The following is a 15714-nucleotide window of genomic DNA, read 5'->3' on the forward strand; positions in this document are numbered from 1 at the left end:
TTAAGAATTAAAAGGAAACTTAAATGTTAAGTTCGGCAAATATTGGCCATGGAATTATGATGGGCATTGTAATGCTCGTCAGTATCTTAGTAATTATAATTGCAGTAATTGTTGGGCTATACGGTAAAAAGCGTAAAAATAAGTCTGAGACAGAGAATATGGCCTTTATTATTCTTTTATGTATTGGTATAGCTGGTTTGCTCTATTCATATATGGGATAGCTGTATGTCCATACTGGAATAAATTAAAAAATATGATTAGTGAAAAATCATAAGATTAATTTTTTAGGAACTAAATAATGAAAAACATATTTGCATCTTTGCTGTTTGTTTCGACGGCTATTTTCTCTGCGCAGATTTACGCAGATGTAGCCAATACATCATGTAAAGAAGTGAAATTTCAGCAAGCTGACCAAGCTTGGAGTGGACACTATTATTTAAATGGCGTGATGGAAGTGGGTTCGGAGCTTTTACTTCAACCAGATGGTAAGTTTCAATGGATGCTGGCTGTGGGTGCTTTAGATCAATATGCCGAAGGCACATGGTGGAAAAATGAAGACTGTATTGGTTTAAAACCAGAGTCTAAATTTAAAAAGAATTTAAGTATTTTCCCTGAAAGGCTGAATATTTCTGACAAATCCTTAGACGCGATCTGGGAAGGTGGACGCCAGCAAGGCACATATAGCAAAAATTAAATTAAAAAGTCCGACACAGAGTCGGACTTTTTTTATGGGTTATATTTTAATGATTGACCGCTGCAAGTTGCTGAGCGTTATAGCGTGCGCCCAAGTTTGGATATCTCGCAATAATCGCGTCGATTTCTGCCAAATCTGCCGCTGTTAAATGAAGGTCTACAGCACCTGCATTTTCTACAAGTCGCTCGATTTTACGTGTACCCGGAATTGGAATAATGTCATCACCTTGCGCCAAAATCCAAGCCAAAGCCAGTTGAGCCGCTGTCGCATTTTTGCTTTGAGCAAAGTCGCTAAATGCTTGCGCCAAGCTTTGGTTATTTTTCCAGTTATCACCTTGATAGCGTGGTAACTGGCGACGGAAATCGTTTTCGTCTAGGCTACCCACATCAAGCGTATTGGTAATTAAACCACGCGATAACGGAGAATACGGCACAAGGCTAATGCCTAACTCGCGAATGGTTTGTAAATGAGTTTGCTCAAAATCACGAGTTAACAGTGAATATTCATGTTGAACCGCTGCAATCGGGTGAATTGCATGTGCTTTACGAATGGTTTCAGCCGAAGCTTCACTGAGTCCTAGGTAACGAACTTTACCTTGTTTCACTAAGTCAGCCATTGCGCCAATGGTGTCTTCAACTGGAATATTCGGGTCAATGCGGTGCGCATAATACAAATCAATCACGTCTGTATTTAAACGTTTTAAACTGTTTTCGACCGCAACTTTAATCCATTCTGGAGAACCGTCGATATAAGACTCTAAAGAGTTTTGTGGGTTAAGGTTGTCTTCTTTATAGCGAAAGCCAAATTTGGTCGCCAAGAACACTTTGTCGCGATGTTTTTCTAAAACTTTTGAGAGCAAAACTTCGTTTGCGCCGTTGCCGTACATGTCGGCAGTGTCCCAGAAGTTAATGCCGAGGTCTAATGCCTTTTCTAGAGTGGCAATGCTTTGTGTGTCGTCTGAGGCACCATAGGCAAAGCTCATTCCCATGCAACCTAAACCAAGTGCTGATACTTTTTCGCCTGTTTGTCCTAAAGTTCTATATTTCATTTTTCACACTCTTTTTGCAAAATCACTTGAGTAGAAAAACTATAAAATGCTTTGGCTCAAACTGACGTATAACATTCAAACCAATAATTATAAAATTCAAACAATCTGTTTTTAGGCGACACAGTCTTCGCGGAATTTTTTAGGCGAAAAACCCGTATTTTTCTTAAAGAAGTTAGTGAAATATGCTGAATATTCAAAGCCTAAGCTATAGGCAATTTCGGAAATATTCCAACTGGTGTGTTGTAGTAGCGCTTTGGCTTCTTGAGTAATGCGCGAGCTAATATGCTCAGATGTGGTTTTACCTGTCGCTTCTTTTACAGCTCGGTTTAAATGGTTTACATGCACCGACAAGCCATAGGCATAGTCATTTGCAGTTTTGAGTTTAAGCTGAAAATGGGGCGAGTCGATCGGGAACTGGCGCTCTAATAATTCAAAGAATAAATGGCAAATCCGAACCGCAGCATTGCTATGTTTTTCAAACTGTTGGGTCGGTTGCATTTTCATGGCTTCATGCACAATCAGGTGCAAATAATTTCTTAAAACGTTGTATTTATGAATGTAGTCTGAATTTATTTCATTCATCATCTTTTTGAAAATAAATGAAATTTCCTCAACCTGTTGATCATTTAAAAAATACAGTGGGTCGCCGTCGACTTTAAACAGTGGTGAGTCTTTTAAAAAGCTTTGTCGCGATTCTTGGTTGACAAACTCTTCGGTAAATAGGCAAAACCAGCCTGCCTGTTCGGGCGAATTAATTTCCCAAGCGTAGGGAACCATGGGGTTTGAAAACAGTAAAGCAGGGCGGTCAACCCGAATCCAGCGGTTGGCGTAGTGAAGGTCGCCTGTACCCAAAACCAGTGAAATTTTATAATAATCGCGGCGGCTATAAGGCGTGAGAAACGAGCAGGCATCACGTTGGAACACGTTAAAATGTCCAAACGAAGTTGATGGAACCGAGTAATCGCTATCTCTGGTTAAAGAAAAGCGGCGATAAAAATCATGTATGGTTTCCATGTCTTTGCCTGCGTGTGTTATCAATTTATTTAAAGTTATAAAATTCAAACTTTATTTACTGTAGCTTTTATTTATATCGCGATCAATCGGTTCATTTAAGCGGTTTGAAAATGAATGATAAATTAATAATGAAATAACCAGACAATCTAAACTTTAAGAAAATATATTGTTAAATCACTATGCCAATGAAAAATAAAAATAATCTTTATAAATGAATAGCCAATATCACATTGACACTCCAAAATACGCGGATTATCCTTTGCCTGCTGGCCTACATTGCCAGCCGGTTTTAGCAGACCGCGGTACAGTGCATCAGATTTAATCCTTCTGAGGATGGAGTCTGCTTGTATTCCACTCGTCTCCCTGACGTTACGTTATGGTAGGGCGGAGGGGGGACACCTTCGGGTGTGCTGGTTCTGTACCCAGTCTGCTAACCCCCTTTCGTTCTGCCACCATCTTTTAGCAGAGATCGGCAGAATCCTTATTTGTACAGGAATTCGTCATATGTGTACTATTTCATCTCTCTCATTGGCACCCTTTGCCAAAGTCTTTACGTTTATACCCAACTGGTCTTTAAAACGGTTTAACCGACTCTAGGTTTTAAGCCATAGGTCATTACGACTAAAAACATAGCAACAATAAAACTTGAGATAGGCGAGCACACTATTTTTGTGTGGATTTCGCATGCCTGTTTTTAGCGCTCAATTTAAGAGTGACGGCATTTCTATCTCATTTACATACAACAAAAAATTATTTTAAACGGTATAAAAATGCCAAATTTAGAAGCATCATTTAGAGCATTACGCGTGCTCCACGCGGCAAAAGATTTATTTAATCAACATGGGTTTTACATCGGGGTCGATCGAATCGTTGAGGAAGCCAAAATTCCCAAAGCCACTTTTTATAACTATTTTCACTCCAAAGAAAGGCTTATTCAGATGAGCTTAACTTTTCAAACAGATGCATTAAAACATGAGGTGTTTTCAATTATTCACTCTTACAGTGAACTCATGGCCTTCGATAAACTCAAGAAAATTTACTTTTTACATGCAAACTTAGAGGGATTTTATCGGTTGCCATTTAAAGCAATTTTTGAAATTGAAAAGCTTTATCCAACGGCCTATAAAATCGTGACTGACTACCGAAACTGGTTTATTAAAGAAATTCATAAACTGCTTTTAACTGTAAAAGCGACTGCTACAGTTGAAGATGCACACATGTTTTTGTTTGTGATTGATGGCGCGATGGTGCAGCTTTTAGGAGCAAATAGTACTGATGAAAGAGAGGTATTGCTCGACTATTTTTTAAGTCGGGTTTGATGGGGAAAGGCCCGACGGGAGTTGGGCTTTTATATTAAAACTTATATTCTTACTAAGAATTTCATATTTCTTTATCTTTAATAAAAATTATAGACTTATGTGAAATCAATAATTTTTTAATATAAATAAAATCCTTTTAAAAAGAGAAAAGCATCTATGAAATTAAGTGGATTGAATCATCTAACTATTTCTGTAGAGAATGTTGATCGTAGTTTTAGTTTTTATAAGGATGTTCTAGGTTTTACTCCCAGAGCCAAGTGGAATAAAGGTGCTTATTTGAGCCTTGGAGAGTTATGGCTTTGTCTATCACTTGATGAGGTTAGTATAAGTTCAGACTATACACATTACTGTTTCAGTATTAGTGAAGATGATATAGATGAATTTCGCCAGAAAATTAAACTAATGAATATCCATGAGTGGAAAAATAATCAAAGCGAAGGAGAGTCTATATACTTTTTAGACCCTGATGGTCATAAGTTGGAGGTCCATGTAGGTACTTTATCTAGTCGTCTCCAGAGCTGTAAAAAGAATCCCTATGAGGGGATGGTTTTTTTTGATGAATAATGATTAGAGTAGTTTTAGCTTTTGAAATTTATACTTTTTCAAAAAAAGTATTTTGCTTTCTCCTTAAAAGGAAATTTCTAATGAATTATAAATTAATATTTATTTTCTCCATTATTTTTATACTTACAGGTTGTGGGAAGAAATATAAAATTACTCCTGAGGATTTGCCTGTTGCTCATGTTAATCAAGAATACCAACAAATTATTAAGATTTCTGGCGGAAAAGTTATAGATAAATATGCTGAATTAGAAACGAATATTCCAGAAGGTTTAGGCGTTACTGTTAAACCTGTTGATGACTTGGATGGCTACAACATTATACAAATCAAAGGTACTCCCAAGCACAAAGGAGAATATAGCATCCATATAAGAGCTGATTTCTATGCAGGTGGTGATGCTGAAATTGACAAGACATATAGCTTTATTGTCCAAGATTAAAAATTATCGCCGAGTCGGGAAATAGCAAAGTAGAGAAGTTAGTAATGACGGTAAAATTTAGACAATATTTCTTAATTTTAATTTTTGGATTACTACTTTCCGCTTGTCAGCCAACATCAGAACATAATCAGAATTTGACTATTAATCAGCAAGCCTACACTTTGCATATGGGTGAACAAGGTATTCAAGATTTTTCAAAGTATAGTGATGACAACGTCGATAATCATCCAGCTGGCGTTAGCTTTAGAGAACTTCAATTTCCCCCTCCTAACTTAGGAAAATTAACCATCGAGAATGGTCCTAACAGTTTGTTAATTGAACATGTTTTTTCTGTTTTAGGTACTCAATATGACAAAAATGAAGGGATTCAAGTTTTAGATATCGATGCTGGTCTCACAAAAGAGGAATTCGCTACTCCAGAGCAAGCTTATCAAAGCTATGTAGTCTTAATGAAACGTATTAATCAGGCTGGCTGGAAAAACTATTTCTTTACAGATGCTCCTCGTATCGCTAAAGAGGATAATATTAAGCATCTATCGAAAAGTCGTGATGTCATTGACCCAAGTTATATTTTTAGCTTTGATGAGTGGAAAAGTATAATAAACAACAGCTCTACAAAATCATTGAGTTATCGGTTATATGCTAATGGGGTTATTCTAGATATCAGTTTAAAAAGAACAGCTAAAAGTGAGCGCAATGAAGAGCAATATATGCTTAGATTTAGCTTTCAGAGTGTTCGTTACAATGAAAGAGACTCAATTCCTGACTCTGATAAAATGACGCCTAGCGAATTCGAGCAAGCGTTTAAAAAGAGATTAATTGAAAATAAAAAATATCGGGAAAAGGAAGAGAGAAAAGCTAAGGCTGAGGGTTATCATATCGATGAAGAATATACAGATCCTGATGTTTGGTCATATGTTAAATAAATATTTTTAAAATAACAAAAAGGCTTAAGTTGTTTAAATTTAAGCATTTTTTAAATCACTTATTTTTTAACTTTCACTCAAAACCAACTTTTTAATCTTAACCGCCTTCTCGAAGTGGTCCAGCTTATGCACCATAATCCACCAATGCGCTGCTTCCATCAGTAGCTCAGGGTTATCATTCTTATTTTTAAAAAAAGCATAAAAAGACAGACCGACATTGTCACCTTTCTTTTCAATTTTTTCGTCGCATCCCTTAATAAAAATTTCTCTTAATTCATTTCTCATATTTAGTATCGCTTCAAGTCTATAAAACTAAGACGGCTTATTACGCTCGCCCCATTCACACATCATATCTAATAAAGGAATTAAAGACTGTCCTCTTTCAGAAAGGCGGTACTCAACTTTTGGCGGAATTTGAGGATATTCCTTACGAATAATCAGTCCGTCTCTTTCCAATTCTTTAAGTGTATTGCTGAGCGTTCTAAACGAAATATTGCCAATGCAGCGTTGCATCTCGTTAAAACGCATGACGGTTTTTCCATACAGCCAATACATAATAATCATTTTATATTTGCCATTAATCAAAGAAAGGGTGTACCCAAAACCCGTATCTTCTAATGGTGTATATGACGGAAGGCAGTCGTCCATTTTTAAAATCCATACTATCTTTTAGTATAGTATATAACATAAATTACCGTACTTATATTTAGGAAAGCACACTTCTATAATCGATTTATCTACTTTTCGATAGAGTGTTTTCATAATGAAAAAGACATTAGTCATCGTTACGCACCCTCACATAGACCAGTCTGTTGTAAATAAAAGATGGATTGAGGAACTAGAAAAACACCCAGACCAATTTACGGTGCATCAAATTTATCAAGCCTACCCAGACGGGGTGATTGATGTTGCCAAAGAACAAGCGCTTGTAGAGGAATATGAAAATTTAGTGTTTCAATTTCCAGTGTATTGGTTTAACTGCCCGCCGCTTTTGAAACAATGGCTAGATGAAGTTTTAACGTATGGTTGGGCTTATGGTTCAACTGGCGATAAGCTTAAAAATAAAAAGTTTATGTTGGCGGTGTCTGCGGGTGCTCAAGAAAAGGTTTATTCAGAAAGTGGCGAATATCAAATTTCTTTAGAGAAGGTTTTTATTCCATTTGAACTAACAGCTTTATATGTCGGGGCAGTCTATCAACCACTTCATGCATTTTATGGTTTAGATACTAATCCTTCAGAAGATGACGATATTCCGACTCAACAAGACATAGAAAATAATGCGGTTCAGTATGTTCAGAAGTTATTAGAGTTGTCTAAATAAGTTTAAAGGTAGGAAAGGCCTAAGCGTGAGGTTTGGGTCTTTAATAATTTCACTTCTAACAGAGACGATGGATATTCTAGGTAAGAATAGTAGAGTAGATTTTTAATATATTATTTTAGTTATTTATTTAACATGGCATTTTAAAAATTAGAAAGGAAGCCAAATGCTAAAGTCTAGAATTTTTATAACTATCGGACTATTTATTGTTGGACTGTGTTTATTTGCAGCTTTTAAATCATACGAGAAAAAGGCTAACGTTGAAAAAGAACAGGCAAGTCGAGTTGCTATTTCCTTTTTTGATTCACTTTCTAATGGAAACACAGCTACAGCATATAAATATGTTTGGTCAGGCGAGAACTTAAATATTCGAAATACTGAAATACCCCAAATTTATAAAGATTCAAAAGTTCTAGAAGTGCTAAAAGTTCGTTACGACTCAGCAAAAAATAGACCTGCTTACTATCAGCAATTTTATAAAATTATTTCACTTACCATAAAGATAAAAACAGTACATGCAGATCTTGCTGGCAACCCAGAGGGAACCTATCTTGTGTTTGTAACTGTTGTACAAAAGGATCCAAAATCTAATTGGCTCGTTACTGAGCTGGGCAGTGGAGCTTAATTGGGATAATAAAATATTTAGCCAATAAAAAAGCCTAAACCCTTTAAGTTTAAGCTTCTTTAAATTTCAATTCTGGCGGTGAGAGAGGGATTCGAACCCTCGATACGCGCAAACGTATACACACTTTCCAGGCGTGCTCCTTCAGCCACTCGGACACCTCACCAAGGCGTGCGATAGTAACTAAAAAAACGAGTTCTGCCAAGATTTAAGACGAGCATTACAGAAAAAAAATAATAGAGGTGATAAGATTGCGCTAAAAATCATATTGGTTTAATTACACAATGCAAAATACGGCCAAAAAAGCGACCTTGCCTGCCACGGCTTTGGCAGCTCTTGGAGTGGTCTTTGGAGACATCGGAACAAGTCCGCTCTATGCCTTGAAAGAGTCCTTCCATGCAGCGCATGGGTTGGGAATTCAGCCTGAAAACGTATTAGGAATTTTATCCATTATTTTTTGGTGCTTAATGCTGATCATCAGCATCAAGTATGTCGCCATTGTCATGCGTGCAGACAATAATGGCGAAGGCGGGATCATGGCCTTACTCGCATTGAATTTACGTAAAGCCAAAATTGCCGACAACAAAAAAATCTACATGATTGCGATTGGTTTTATCGGTGCATCGCTGTTTTTTGGTGACGGTATTATTACTCCAGCCATTTCGGTACTTTCGGCAGTCGAAGGCTTGTCTATTGCAACCGATGTGTTTGACCCGTTCATCATGCCAATTGCGATTACCATTATCATCTCTTTGTTTTTAGTACAAAAACACGGTACGGCCTTTGTCGGTAAGTTTTTTGGCCCGATCACGATGGTGTGGTTTTTATCTTTAGGATTATTAGGTCTTCACAGCGTCATTCAGACCCCTGTTGTGTTGGGCATGTTTAGTCCACATTGGGCAATTCAGTTTATCTATCACCATCCAATCATGACATTCTTTGTGATGGGTGCTGTGGTGTTAACAGTAACTGGTGGTGAAGCACTTTATGCCGATATGGGACATTTCGGACCAGTTCCGATTCGTCTGGCTTGGTTCTTTGTGGTGTTGCCGTGTTTGGTTTTAAACTACGCGGGACAGGGTGCTTTATTGCTTAGAGACCCAGCAGCAATTGAAAACCCGTTCTATTTATTAGTTCCGCAATGGGCACTTTACCCAATGATTATTATGGCAACCATGGCAACTGTAATTGCCTCTCAAGCCGTAATTTCTGGGGTGTTTTCACTTGCACGTCAAGCGATTCAATTGGGTTATTTGCCACGTTTAAGTATTAAACATACTTCTGAGTCTGAAGAAGGTCAGATCTATGTTCCTTTCTTAAACTGGTTGCTTTTAATCGCTATTATTATCTTAATTTTAATCTTCAAAACCAGCTCAAACTTGGCAAGTGCATACGGTCTCGCGGTAACCTTGACCATGCTGTGTGACACGATTTTGGTTGCTGTATTTATCTACTCGGCTTGGAAATGGAGCTTACCAAAAGTACTACTTTTGATTATTCCATTCTTTGTTTTAGAGTCGGTATTGGTCGGTGCAACTTCACTTAAAATCTTGTCAGGCGGTTGGGTGCCATTACTGATTGGTGCCATTGCAGTCACCATTTTAATGACATGGAAACGTGGCCGTGAGCTTACTTTTGCTAAGCTCGAACACGATACTTTGTCGCTCGATTTATTTGTAAAAAGTATTGGTAATAGTGTGCACTGGGTGCCGGGCGATGCAGTGTTTATGACGGGTACGCCAAACGTTGTACCGCATGCCATGCTGCATAACATCAAGCACAACAAAGTATTGCATCAACGCAATATCTTGGTGACGGTTGTTATTGAAGATGTACCGTTCGTTGCGCCAGAAGAACGTATTACGACTGAAACGTTAGCGGAACATTTCTTCCGTATTAAAATTTTCTACGGCTTTAAAGATGAAATGAATGTACCAAAAGCGCTTATGCAAGCCTATGAACAGTTAGGTCTTGAATATGACTTGATGCATATCAGCTTCTTTATTTCCCGCGATCGTATTGTTCATTCGGTGGGTGATGGCATGTCTCCATGGAGAGAAAAGCTGTTTATTTCAATGCAGCGTAATACCAGTCCGGTGAGTGACTTCTACCAAATTCCAACTAACCGTGTGGTTGAGTTAGGTAGTCAAATCGAAATATAAAAATTGATGTAATAAAAAAACCAAGACATAAGTCTTGGTTTTTTTATGGCTCTGATTATTGAGCTTGTTGCATAGGTGCATCTGCTGGTAAAGCACCATCTTTTGCCATCGGGTCTGCCGACTGACTTGGATCTGCCGGAGGCGGTGGCGTGTTCGGATCTTGTGGCGCTGAAGGCGCTTGGCTCGGTGCAGGTGGCACTGCATCAGTTGGTGCTGCTGGAGGAGCCATTTCACCGCCTGCTGGAGGTGCTGGTGGAACGTCTGCCGGAATAGGAGCACCTGTAGGCGCTGCATTTGTTGGTGCAGCAGAAACTTGCTGTACTTGTCCGCTATTGACTAAATCGCTAATAGAGCCTGGTTGGCCATTTACGGTTGTGGTTACTTTTACTTTAGACAAACTTTCTAAAGTATCTCCTGGCTGGACTGCTGGCTCAGCCAAAGCGGCCATACTACATAATCCCGTGATTACGCCAATACCAATAATCTTTGAATGGATCATTAAGTGGACTCCGATTATATTTTTATCCAAATTTGTGGAGCTAACCATGTCATAAGCCATAAGTGCATTTCAACGAAAGATACGCAATTGGCGCAATTTAATAGCCAAAGGCTCTCAGAATATCAACAGACTGTTACGTAAAACGGAATAGAGTTACAAAAAAGATGACCATGTTTTAACCATATGAAAGATAAGAGATATACTTAAAAAAGCAGGATTGTTAAGCTGCGTATGGACAGTGGTATTGATAGAAACATGGCAAGTAAAAAACGTAGTAAAGGTACAAATTCATTCTCTATAAGTCAGCATTTTGGCAAGATTATTCTTGCTTGTATTGCGGCTGGAAGTTTTGCAATTGCTTTTGGTAGTGAAAAGATTTCGCAGTGGTTTTCGCCTTTAACGACTAACTCGACTTGTCTTAATCAGTTTTATCGTGAAGTTCCACCCGCTTTAAATAAAGAAAGCCTAAAAAAAGACAGCTATCCGCTGTGTTTTAATGGTTTTAATGTTTTGTATTCAGGGATTTCTAAAACGCCTTTATGGTCGGCTGAGCATTTAAATGCAGAACGTTTGAGTGTCAAAATTAAGCGTGAAGATAACTTCCATGAAGAAACCCGTGTTGCTCAAAGGCATCGGGCACTGTTAAGTGATTATCGTGGTTCAGGCTATGACCGTGGGCATATGGCGCCTAATGGTGATATGCCAAATAAAGAATCACAATCTGATAGTTTCTCGCTCAGCAACATGGTGCCGCAAGCCCCTAAAAATAACCAAGAAGTCTGGCGTAAGCTCGAAGAAGCGACTCGTGCTATTGCGACCAAGCAAAAACAAGATGTGTATGTGGTGACAGGTCCTGTTTTTGAGGGCAAACGACTTAAGACCATTGGGCAGGGTGTCATTGTTCCTACCGCTGTTTATAAAGCGGTGTATATGCCAAAAACTGGCGCGATCGGGGCTTATTACGCGCCTAACAATAATTCTCTGCAAGTGAAAGTGGTGAGTGTTTGCTACCTTGAGGAACGCTTAGGCGTTAACCTGTTCCCGCAGTTAACTGAGCAACAAAAACGTAATGTCTATCGCTTACCTTTAACAGCAAGCCAAGTTAAGCCAAATCAAAAGCTCGACTATTTACACTGGGACGGTGAAAGCCAGTGTGAGCAGGACTTAAACCCTGATCAAATTAAAGCGCTACAAGACCAATTTAAAAAGCAAAAAACTGGCTCTTCAGAACCAATGGAAGCAAAAGTTCCAACAATTGATGAAGAAACGAGAAAAGCTATTGTGAAACAACTGGTAGAAGCGTTGGTGAACTACTTCTTGCAAATAATGAAATAAGTAGCTTGGTTTATTGTTATTGCAACATCGTAATTAATTAAAATAGAATCCATAGACAGATCTGTCTATGGGTCTTATTTTAATAAGGACAATAACAATGTTTGCCTCGATGTTTCTCTTTTCATTTGCAATGTCTATTACACCCGGTCCAGTAAATACCGTCATTTTATCAACCAGTTTAAATCATGGTTTAAAAAGATCACTTCCTTATATCTCAGGTGCCACAATTGGCTTTACCTTACTTTTAATTTTTATGGCATTTGGTCTTCAGAGTTTATTAACTCAGTTTCCTATTGTCTTAAAAATCCTTGCAGTTTGTGGAACACTATTTGTTTGTTATATCGGCATAAAAATTATTCTTTCTGCCGCCAATATTTCAATTTCAAATGCTCCTGTAGAACAGATGATCATTCCTAATTTTAAAGATGGTTTCTTATTACAGTGGCTCAATCCCAAAGCTTGGTTGGCTTGTGTATCGGGCATTACCATGTTTACAAGCATTGAAAACCCGCAGTCATTGCCGATCTTTATCGTTATTTATTTTTTCACTTGCTATGCATGTTTGTTCTTTTGGGGATTATGTGGTGATAAATTTTCAGTGGTACTCAATCAGGGTAACCGTTTGAAATATTTTAATATCCTGATGGGAGCATTCTTAATTTTATCGGCTCTTTTAATTTTGATTGATTTTTTTTAAATTGGTCGTATTACACTGTGAAGATATAACAACGAGACAACACCTATGTTTAAGCCATTTGAAAAGGGTACAGAGTCTTCTTCAATTGAAGATTTAACATTAGAAAATGATGTCGATTGCGTCAGCATTTATGGCAATTTGCAAATCACTAAAGACAAAGTCGGGCTAGAGCAGGCAAAAGCCTTACAGAGCTTTTTAAACGATGTGGTTACAGCTTTGGAAAAAGAAGAATTGCCTGAGAAAATTGAACGTCCAGCTGAGCAAGAAATTAATAATCCGTTTTTGTAATAAATATATTTTACTCAATCTGCTATCGCGACGGCGGCACGGATGCCGCCTGTTTCACTGCGTTACATGGAAGTAACGTCAGTGAAACGAATGAGTTTTGTCACTTTTGCTCACTCAAAAGTGAGGCATTACCTATACAACTACAACTTGAGTGACCGTGGTATTTGCGGTCGTGCAGTTAATCCTTATCCCCAGCAACTACCTTATAAATAATCGCACCAATCACAGCACCTAAAATCGGCGCTACCCAGAATAACCACAACTGACTTAACGCAGCCGTTTCAGCAAAGAACGCAACACCTGTACTACGTGCAGGGTTCACCGAAGTGTTTGTAACTGGAATACTGATTAAGTGAATCAGTGTTAAACCTAAACCAATCGCAATAGGAGCGAAGCCAGCAGGTGCACGGCGATCAGTTGCACCTAAAATAATGATTAAGAATAAAGCAGTAAGAACCACTTCAATAATGAAAGCAGAACCTAAACCAAATTTATTTGGTGATAAGTCACCGAAACCATTTGAAGCAAAACCACCAACACCGCTAAAGCCTGCTTGGCCTTGAGCAATAATATAAAGAACAAATGCAGCAGCAGTCGCACCGACCACTTGCGCAACAATATAGGGAATTAAATCTTTAACATCGAAGCGGCCACCGACCCAAAGGCCAACACTTACCGCGGGGTTAAAATGTCCACCTGAGATATGTCCTAGAGCATAAGCACCTGTGAGTACGGTTAAACCAAAGGCAAGGGCTACACCTGCAAAGCCAATACCAAGTTCAGGGAAAGCTGCGGCTAAAACTGCGCTACCACAACCACCAAAGACTAGCCAAAACGTACCTAAGAATTCAGCAAAATATTTATTCATTGTGATTACTCATCTATTGATCTATTTTTTAATTAATGTGAAATGTGTCACAAAAAATTAAGCATGTGACTATATGAAATTTTTGTTTTCAGTGTTGTTTTAATCAAGAAAAGATTTGTAAGTTTTGGTTGGTTATTCTTTGTCTAAAAAATGATCTCGCCATTGTTGTGGTGTTTGATTAGTCCAATGTTTAAATGCTCTTTGAAAAGCACTTTGTTCTGAGTAACACAGTAAAAGGGCAATCTCTTGTAGACTCAAATGTGGGTCTTTTAAATACTCGGTTGCGAGCATAAATCTGACTTGCTGAACACGTTCCTGAAAGGTAGTGCCTTGTTGTTGTAAGTGTCGTTGGAGCTGTCGAACTGACAGACCTAATTGAGCCGCAATATGTTCAATTTGATATTGATTCTTTTGTAGTCCAGTCAAAATTGAGTGCTGTAAACGCTGATCAAGTTGGGTCGAATTCGGTAATTGTTCTAAAAGCGCTTGTGCTTGCTGAACTAATAACTGCTGTAGGGTGTGGTCAGCGCTGCTAAGCGGCTTATGAATTTCCGTAATTGGGATGAGTAATTCTGTACGCGGTTGGCTAAAACGAATGGGACATTGAAAGTATTGTTCATAAACCCTGATATTTTTGGGAGCGGCATTTAAGAAATGTACTTCATGTAAATGCACGTCTTCATGAGACATAAAAAGGCGTAAGAATTGAATGACTAGTGCAATCGCAATTTCATCGGTAAGCTGGGTAGGGTGTAGCTCAGTCGCTTCCCAGCGAATAGAACCATATCTTCCTTGTAACTCAACCACTAAAGGGCTGCCATCATAAATCAGACGGTGAAAATCATGATAGCGAATTAGCGCTTCACCTAGGTTATCGCAAGAGAGTGCGAGGTAGGCAATAATCCCTAAGTGTTTAGGTTGCACATATTTTGCGATTTCTAGACCTAATCCCGGCTTTGGGTCCAATTTATAAATGACTTCTAATAGGTCACGCCAAACGACGTAGTCAAAGCGTTCCAGATTTTGAATTTGTTCTAATTGTTCTGGAATAGCTAACTGATTAGCTTCGCAATAAGCTTTTAATAGATGACCCAGCCCTCCATATACCGAGCCTGTATAGTTTTTTAGTTGTGGCATCCCAACCACCTCTTTCTTGTCGTGATTTGTCAATGAAACCATAAATTCTGGTCAATACCTAGCATAGCGAATTTTATATGCTGAATAAAAAGAAAAAGGAGTTAGGCGATGTTAAAAGGGTTTATTGCAGGAATTGCGGTTGCGAATGCATTTGAATGGGTGGCACATAAATACATTTTGCATGGTGTGCACCGTGCTGGAAAGCCACGCTATAGCCCAGTGCCAAAAAGTATGGAATCTCATTGGGCACACCATCGTGAAGTCCGTAAACAACAGTTTCATGATGATTGCTATGTAGAAGGCGTTGGCAACTGGCGAACTAAAAATGAGTTAATTTCACTGGCGGTCGTAGCAACCGTTTCAAGTGCAATTTTTTACCCGTTTTCAAAAGGTATGGCACTTGCAGCTTGGTACAGTGCTGGTAATTATTACTATATTCATCGCCGTGCACATTTAGAGCCTGACTGGGCAAAGCGTAAAATTCCGTGGCATTACGACCATCACATGAACTCTAATCAAGACGCCAATTGGTGTGTGACCAAGCCTTGGTTTGATTATGTAATGGGAACACGGGTGGTGTCTTCAGCAGATTTAAAAGAACAAAATCCTTTGGGAGTAAGGTTGCCTACAGTACTTGCTAGACCATTGTCTCAAGCTGTAGAAAAAATCTTTCCTGCAAAATGGGTCGAGAAAAAAGAAAAACTAAAACCTCTTAGCGAAGTGAAAGAAATAGATGGTGCTGCATAAAAAATAAAGGGGCATATTGCCCCTTTAAATATAAATAAG

At 38.5% G+C, this 15714-nt stretch carries 20 protein-coding genes and 1 tRNA gene; 13 read left to right on the forward strand and 8 right to left on the reverse strand.

Translation table 11 applies throughout. The features are described from left to right. The first annotated feature begins 23 nt into the window (after positions 1-23). A complete protein-coding gene (locus F931_RS19225) occupies positions 24-221 on the forward strand; it encodes a hypothetical protein (protein ID WP_016142821.1) in 198 nt (65 codons plus the stop codon). A 77-nt stretch (positions 222-298) separates the two neighbouring features. Continuing rightward, positions 299-694 (forward strand): hypothetical protein, encoded by a 396-nt coding sequence (locus tag F931_RS19230; RefSeq protein WP_016142822.1) that lies wholly within the window; start codon positions 299-301, stop codon positions 692-694. A gap of 46 nt (positions 695-740) precedes the next feature. Here F931_RS19230 and F931_RS19235 read toward each other — a convergent pair whose 3' ends face one another. Next, on the reverse strand, positions 741-1742 hold the full coding sequence (locus F931_RS19235) for an aldo/keto reductase (RefSeq protein WP_016142823.1): 1002 nt from the start codon (positions 1740-1742) through the stop codon (positions 741-743). A gap of 111 nt (positions 1743-1853) precedes the next feature. Continuing rightward, a complete protein-coding gene (locus tag F931_RS19240; RefSeq protein WP_016142824.1) occupies positions 1854-2756 on the reverse strand; it encodes a helix-turn-helix domain-containing protein in 903 nt (300 codons plus the stop codon). Positions 2757-3526: 770 nt separating this feature from the next. Here F931_RS19240 and F931_RS19245 point away from each other — a divergent pair. The 4 genes from F931_RS19245 (at position 3527) to F931_RS19260 (ending at position 6002) form a co-directional block, all read left to right on the forward strand. Beyond that, positions 3527-4075, forward strand: a complete 549-nt coding sequence (locus F931_RS19245; RefSeq protein WP_016142825.1) for a TetR/AcrR family transcriptional regulator — start codon at positions 3527-3529, stop codon at positions 4073-4075. Positions 4076-4231: 156 nt separating this feature from the next. Further along, on the forward strand, positions 4232-4639 hold the full coding sequence (gene fosLL / locus F931_RS19250) for a fosfomycin resistance glutathione transferase FosLL (protein WP_016142826.1): 408 nt from the start codon (positions 4232-4234) through the stop codon (positions 4637-4639). Positions 4640-4719: 80 nt separating this feature from the next. Further along, positions 4720-5076, forward strand: a complete 357-nt coding sequence (locus tag F931_RS19255) for a hypothetical protein (RefSeq protein WP_016142827.1) — start codon at positions 4720-4722, stop codon at positions 5074-5076. A gap of 44 nt (positions 5077-5120) precedes the next feature. Continuing rightward, positions 5121-6002 carry a hypothetical protein gene (locus F931_RS19260; RefSeq protein ID WP_016142828.1) on the forward strand — a complete coding sequence of 294 codons (882 nt, stop codon included), beginning with the start codon at positions 5121-5123 and terminating at the stop codon, positions 6000-6002. A gap of 66 nt (positions 6003-6068) precedes the next feature. On the opposite strand, the gene F931_RS19265 is transcribed toward F931_RS19260, so the two are convergent. After that, the gene (locus F931_RS19265) at positions 6069-6287 is read right to left on the reverse strand and encodes a DUF6500 family protein (RefSeq protein WP_016142829.1); all 219 of its coding nucleotides are present in this window, start codon (positions 6285-6287) and stop codon (positions 6069-6071) included. A 27-nt stretch (positions 6288-6314) separates the two neighbouring features. After that, positions 6315-6650: a winged helix-turn-helix transcriptional regulator gene (locus F931_RS19270; protein ID WP_016142830.1), complete on the reverse strand. Its 336-nt coding sequence runs from the start codon at positions 6648-6650 to the stop codon at positions 6315-6317. A gap of 115 nt (positions 6651-6765) precedes the next feature. Between F931_RS19270 and ywrO the strand changes: the two genes are divergently transcribed. Both ywrO and F931_RS19280 read left to right on the forward strand, forming a co-directional pair. Next, positions 6766-7323, forward strand: a complete 558-nt coding sequence (gene ywrO / locus F931_RS19275) for an NAD(P)H-dependent oxidoreductase (RefSeq protein WP_016142831.1) — start codon at positions 6766-6768, stop codon at positions 7321-7323. Positions 7324-7486: 163 nt separating this feature from the next. After that, on the forward strand, positions 7487-7945 hold the full coding sequence (locus tag F931_RS19280; RefSeq protein WP_016142832.1) for a hypothetical protein: 459 nt from the start codon (positions 7487-7489) through the stop codon (positions 7943-7945). Positions 7946-8018: 73 nt separating this feature from the next. Here the strand turns inward: F931_RS19280 and F931_RS19285 are convergent. Continuing rightward, positions 8019-8108: transfer RNA gene (locus F931_RS19285), tRNA-Ser, on the reverse strand. Between the two features lie 118 nt (positions 8109-8226). Between F931_RS19285 and trkD the strand changes: the two genes are divergently transcribed. Then, entirely contained in the window at positions 8227-10104 is a 1878-nt protein-coding gene (trkD, locus tag F931_RS19290; RefSeq protein ID WP_016142833.1) for a potassium transporter Kup, read from the forward strand. A 55-nt stretch (positions 10105-10159) separates the two neighbouring features. Here the strand turns inward: trkD and F931_RS19295 are convergent, their stop codons facing one another. Then, complete coding sequence (locus F931_RS19295; RefSeq protein WP_016142834.1) at positions 10160-10603, reverse strand: hypothetical protein; 444 nt, start codon at positions 10601-10603, stop codon at positions 10160-10162. 255 nt (positions 10604-10858) lie between these two features. Here F931_RS19295 and F931_RS19300 point away from each other — a divergent pair, with 255 nt between their 5' ends. From F931_RS19300 to F931_RS19310, 3 genes are all read left to right on the forward strand, one after another. Continuing rightward, on the forward strand, positions 10859-11938 hold the full coding sequence (locus F931_RS19300; protein WP_025470430.1) for a DNA/RNA non-specific endonuclease: 1080 nt from the start codon (positions 10859-10861) through the stop codon (positions 11936-11938). 97 nt (positions 11939-12035) lie between these two features. After that, complete coding sequence (locus F931_RS19305) at positions 12036-12635, forward strand: LysE family translocator (RefSeq protein ID WP_016142836.1); 600 nt, start codon at positions 12036-12038, stop codon at positions 12633-12635. Between the two features lie 45 nt (positions 12636-12680). Further along, positions 12681-12923 carry a hypothetical protein gene (locus F931_RS19310; RefSeq protein WP_016142837.1) on the forward strand — a complete coding sequence of 81 codons (243 nt, stop codon included), beginning with the start codon at positions 12681-12683 and terminating at the stop codon, positions 12921-12923. A 178-nt stretch (positions 12924-13101) separates the two neighbouring features. Here the strand turns inward: F931_RS19310 and aqpZ are convergent, their stop codons facing one another. Both aqpZ and F931_RS19320 read right to left on the reverse strand, forming a co-directional pair. Continuing rightward, positions 13102-13791, reverse strand: coding sequence for an aquaporin Z (gene aqpZ, locus F931_RS19315; protein ID WP_016142838.1), 690 nt, complete (start codon positions 13789-13791; stop codon positions 13102-13104). 132 nt (positions 13792-13923) lie between these two features. After that, complete coding sequence (locus F931_RS19320; RefSeq protein ID WP_016142839.1) at positions 13924-14928, reverse strand: AraC family transcriptional regulator; 1005 nt, start codon at positions 14926-14928, stop codon at positions 13924-13926. Between the two features lie 108 nt (positions 14929-15036). Here F931_RS19320 and F931_RS19325 point away from each other — a divergent pair, with 108 nt between their 5' ends. Next, positions 15037-15675, forward strand: a complete 639-nt coding sequence (locus F931_RS19325; RefSeq protein WP_016142840.1) for a hypothetical protein — start codon at positions 15037-15039, stop codon at positions 15673-15675. The last annotated feature ends 39 nt before the right edge of the window (positions 15676-15714 follow it).

The sequence above is a fragment of the Acinetobacter pittii ANC 4050 genome (genome assembly GCF_000399685.1).
Taxonomy (GTDB): Bacteria; Pseudomonadota; Gammaproteobacteria; order Pseudomonadales; family Moraxellaceae; genus Acinetobacter; species Acinetobacter pittii_E.

What these genes read in the sequence shown, in the direction of transcription:
- F931_RS19255 (WP_016142827.1), top strand. Translation starts at nt 4,720, where the DNA reads ATGAATTATAAATTAATATTTATTTTCTCCATTATTTTTATACTTACA.
- ywrO (WP_016142831.1), top strand. Translation starts at nt 6,766, where the DNA reads ATGAAAAAGACATTAGTCATCGTTACGCACCCTCACATAGACCAGTCT.
- F931_RS19240 (WP_016142824.1), bottom strand. Translation starts at nt 2,756, where the DNA reads ATGGAAACCATACATGATTTTTATCGCCGCTTTTCTTTAACCAGAGAT.
- F931_RS19235 (WP_016142823.1), bottom strand. Translation starts at nt 1,742, where the DNA reads ATGAAATATAGAACTTTAGGACAAACAGGCGAAAAAGTATCAGCACTT.
- trkD (WP_016142833.1), top strand. Translation starts at nt 8,227, where the DNA reads ATGCAAAATACGGCCAAAAAAGCGACCTTGCCTGCCACGGCTTTGGCA.
- F931_RS19325 (WP_016142840.1), top strand. Translation starts at nt 15,037, where the DNA reads ATGTTAAAAGGGTTTATTGCAGGAATTGCGGTTGCGAATGCATTTGAA.
- F931_RS19245 (WP_016142825.1), top strand. Translation starts at nt 3,527, where the DNA reads ATGCCAAATTTAGAAGCATCATTTAGAGCATTACGCGTGCTCCACGCG.
- F931_RS19310 (WP_016142837.1), top strand. Translation starts at nt 12,681, where the DNA reads ATGTTTAAGCCATTTGAAAAGGGTACAGAGTCTTCTTCAATTGAAGAT.
- F931_RS19225 (WP_016142821.1), top strand. Translation starts at nt 24, where the DNA reads ATGTTAAGTTCGGCAAATATTGGCCATGGAATTATGATGGGCATTGTA.
- F931_RS19300 (WP_025470430.1), top strand. Translation starts at nt 10,859, where the DNA reads ATGGCAAGTAAAAAACGTAGTAAAGGTACAAATTCATTCTCTATAAGT.
- F931_RS19270 (WP_016142830.1), bottom strand. Translation starts at nt 6,650, where the DNA reads ATGGACGACTGCCTTCCGTCATATACACCATTAGAAGATACGGGTTTT.
- fosLL (WP_016142826.1), top strand. Translation starts at nt 4,232, where the DNA reads ATGAAATTAAGTGGATTGAATCATCTAACTATTTCTGTAGAGAATGTT.
- F931_RS19260 (WP_016142828.1), top strand. Translation starts at nt 5,121, where the DNA reads ATGACGGTAAAATTTAGACAATATTTCTTAATTTTAATTTTTGGATTA.
- aqpZ (WP_016142838.1), bottom strand. Translation starts at nt 13,791, where the DNA reads ATGAATAAATATTTTGCTGAATTCTTAGGTACGTTTTGGCTAGTCTTT.
- F931_RS19305 (WP_016142836.1), top strand. Translation starts at nt 12,036, where the DNA reads ATGTTTGCCTCGATGTTTCTCTTTTCATTTGCAATGTCTATTACACCC.
- F931_RS19265 (WP_016142829.1), bottom strand. Translation starts at nt 6,287, where the DNA reads ATGAGAAATGAATTAAGAGAAATTTTTATTAAGGGATGCGACGAAAAA.
- F931_RS19320 (WP_016142839.1), bottom strand. Translation starts at nt 14,928, where the DNA reads ATGCCACAACTAAAAAACTATACAGGCTCGGTATATGGAGGGCTGGGT.
- F931_RS19295 (WP_016142834.1), bottom strand. Translation starts at nt 10,603, where the DNA reads ATGATCCATTCAAAGATTATTGGTATTGGCGTAATCACGGGATTATGT.
- F931_RS19230 (WP_016142822.1), top strand. Translation starts at nt 299, where the DNA reads ATGAAAAACATATTTGCATCTTTGCTGTTTGTTTCGACGGCTATTTTC.
- F931_RS19280 (WP_016142832.1), top strand. Translation starts at nt 7,487, where the DNA reads ATGCTAAAGTCTAGAATTTTTATAACTATCGGACTATTTATTGTTGGA.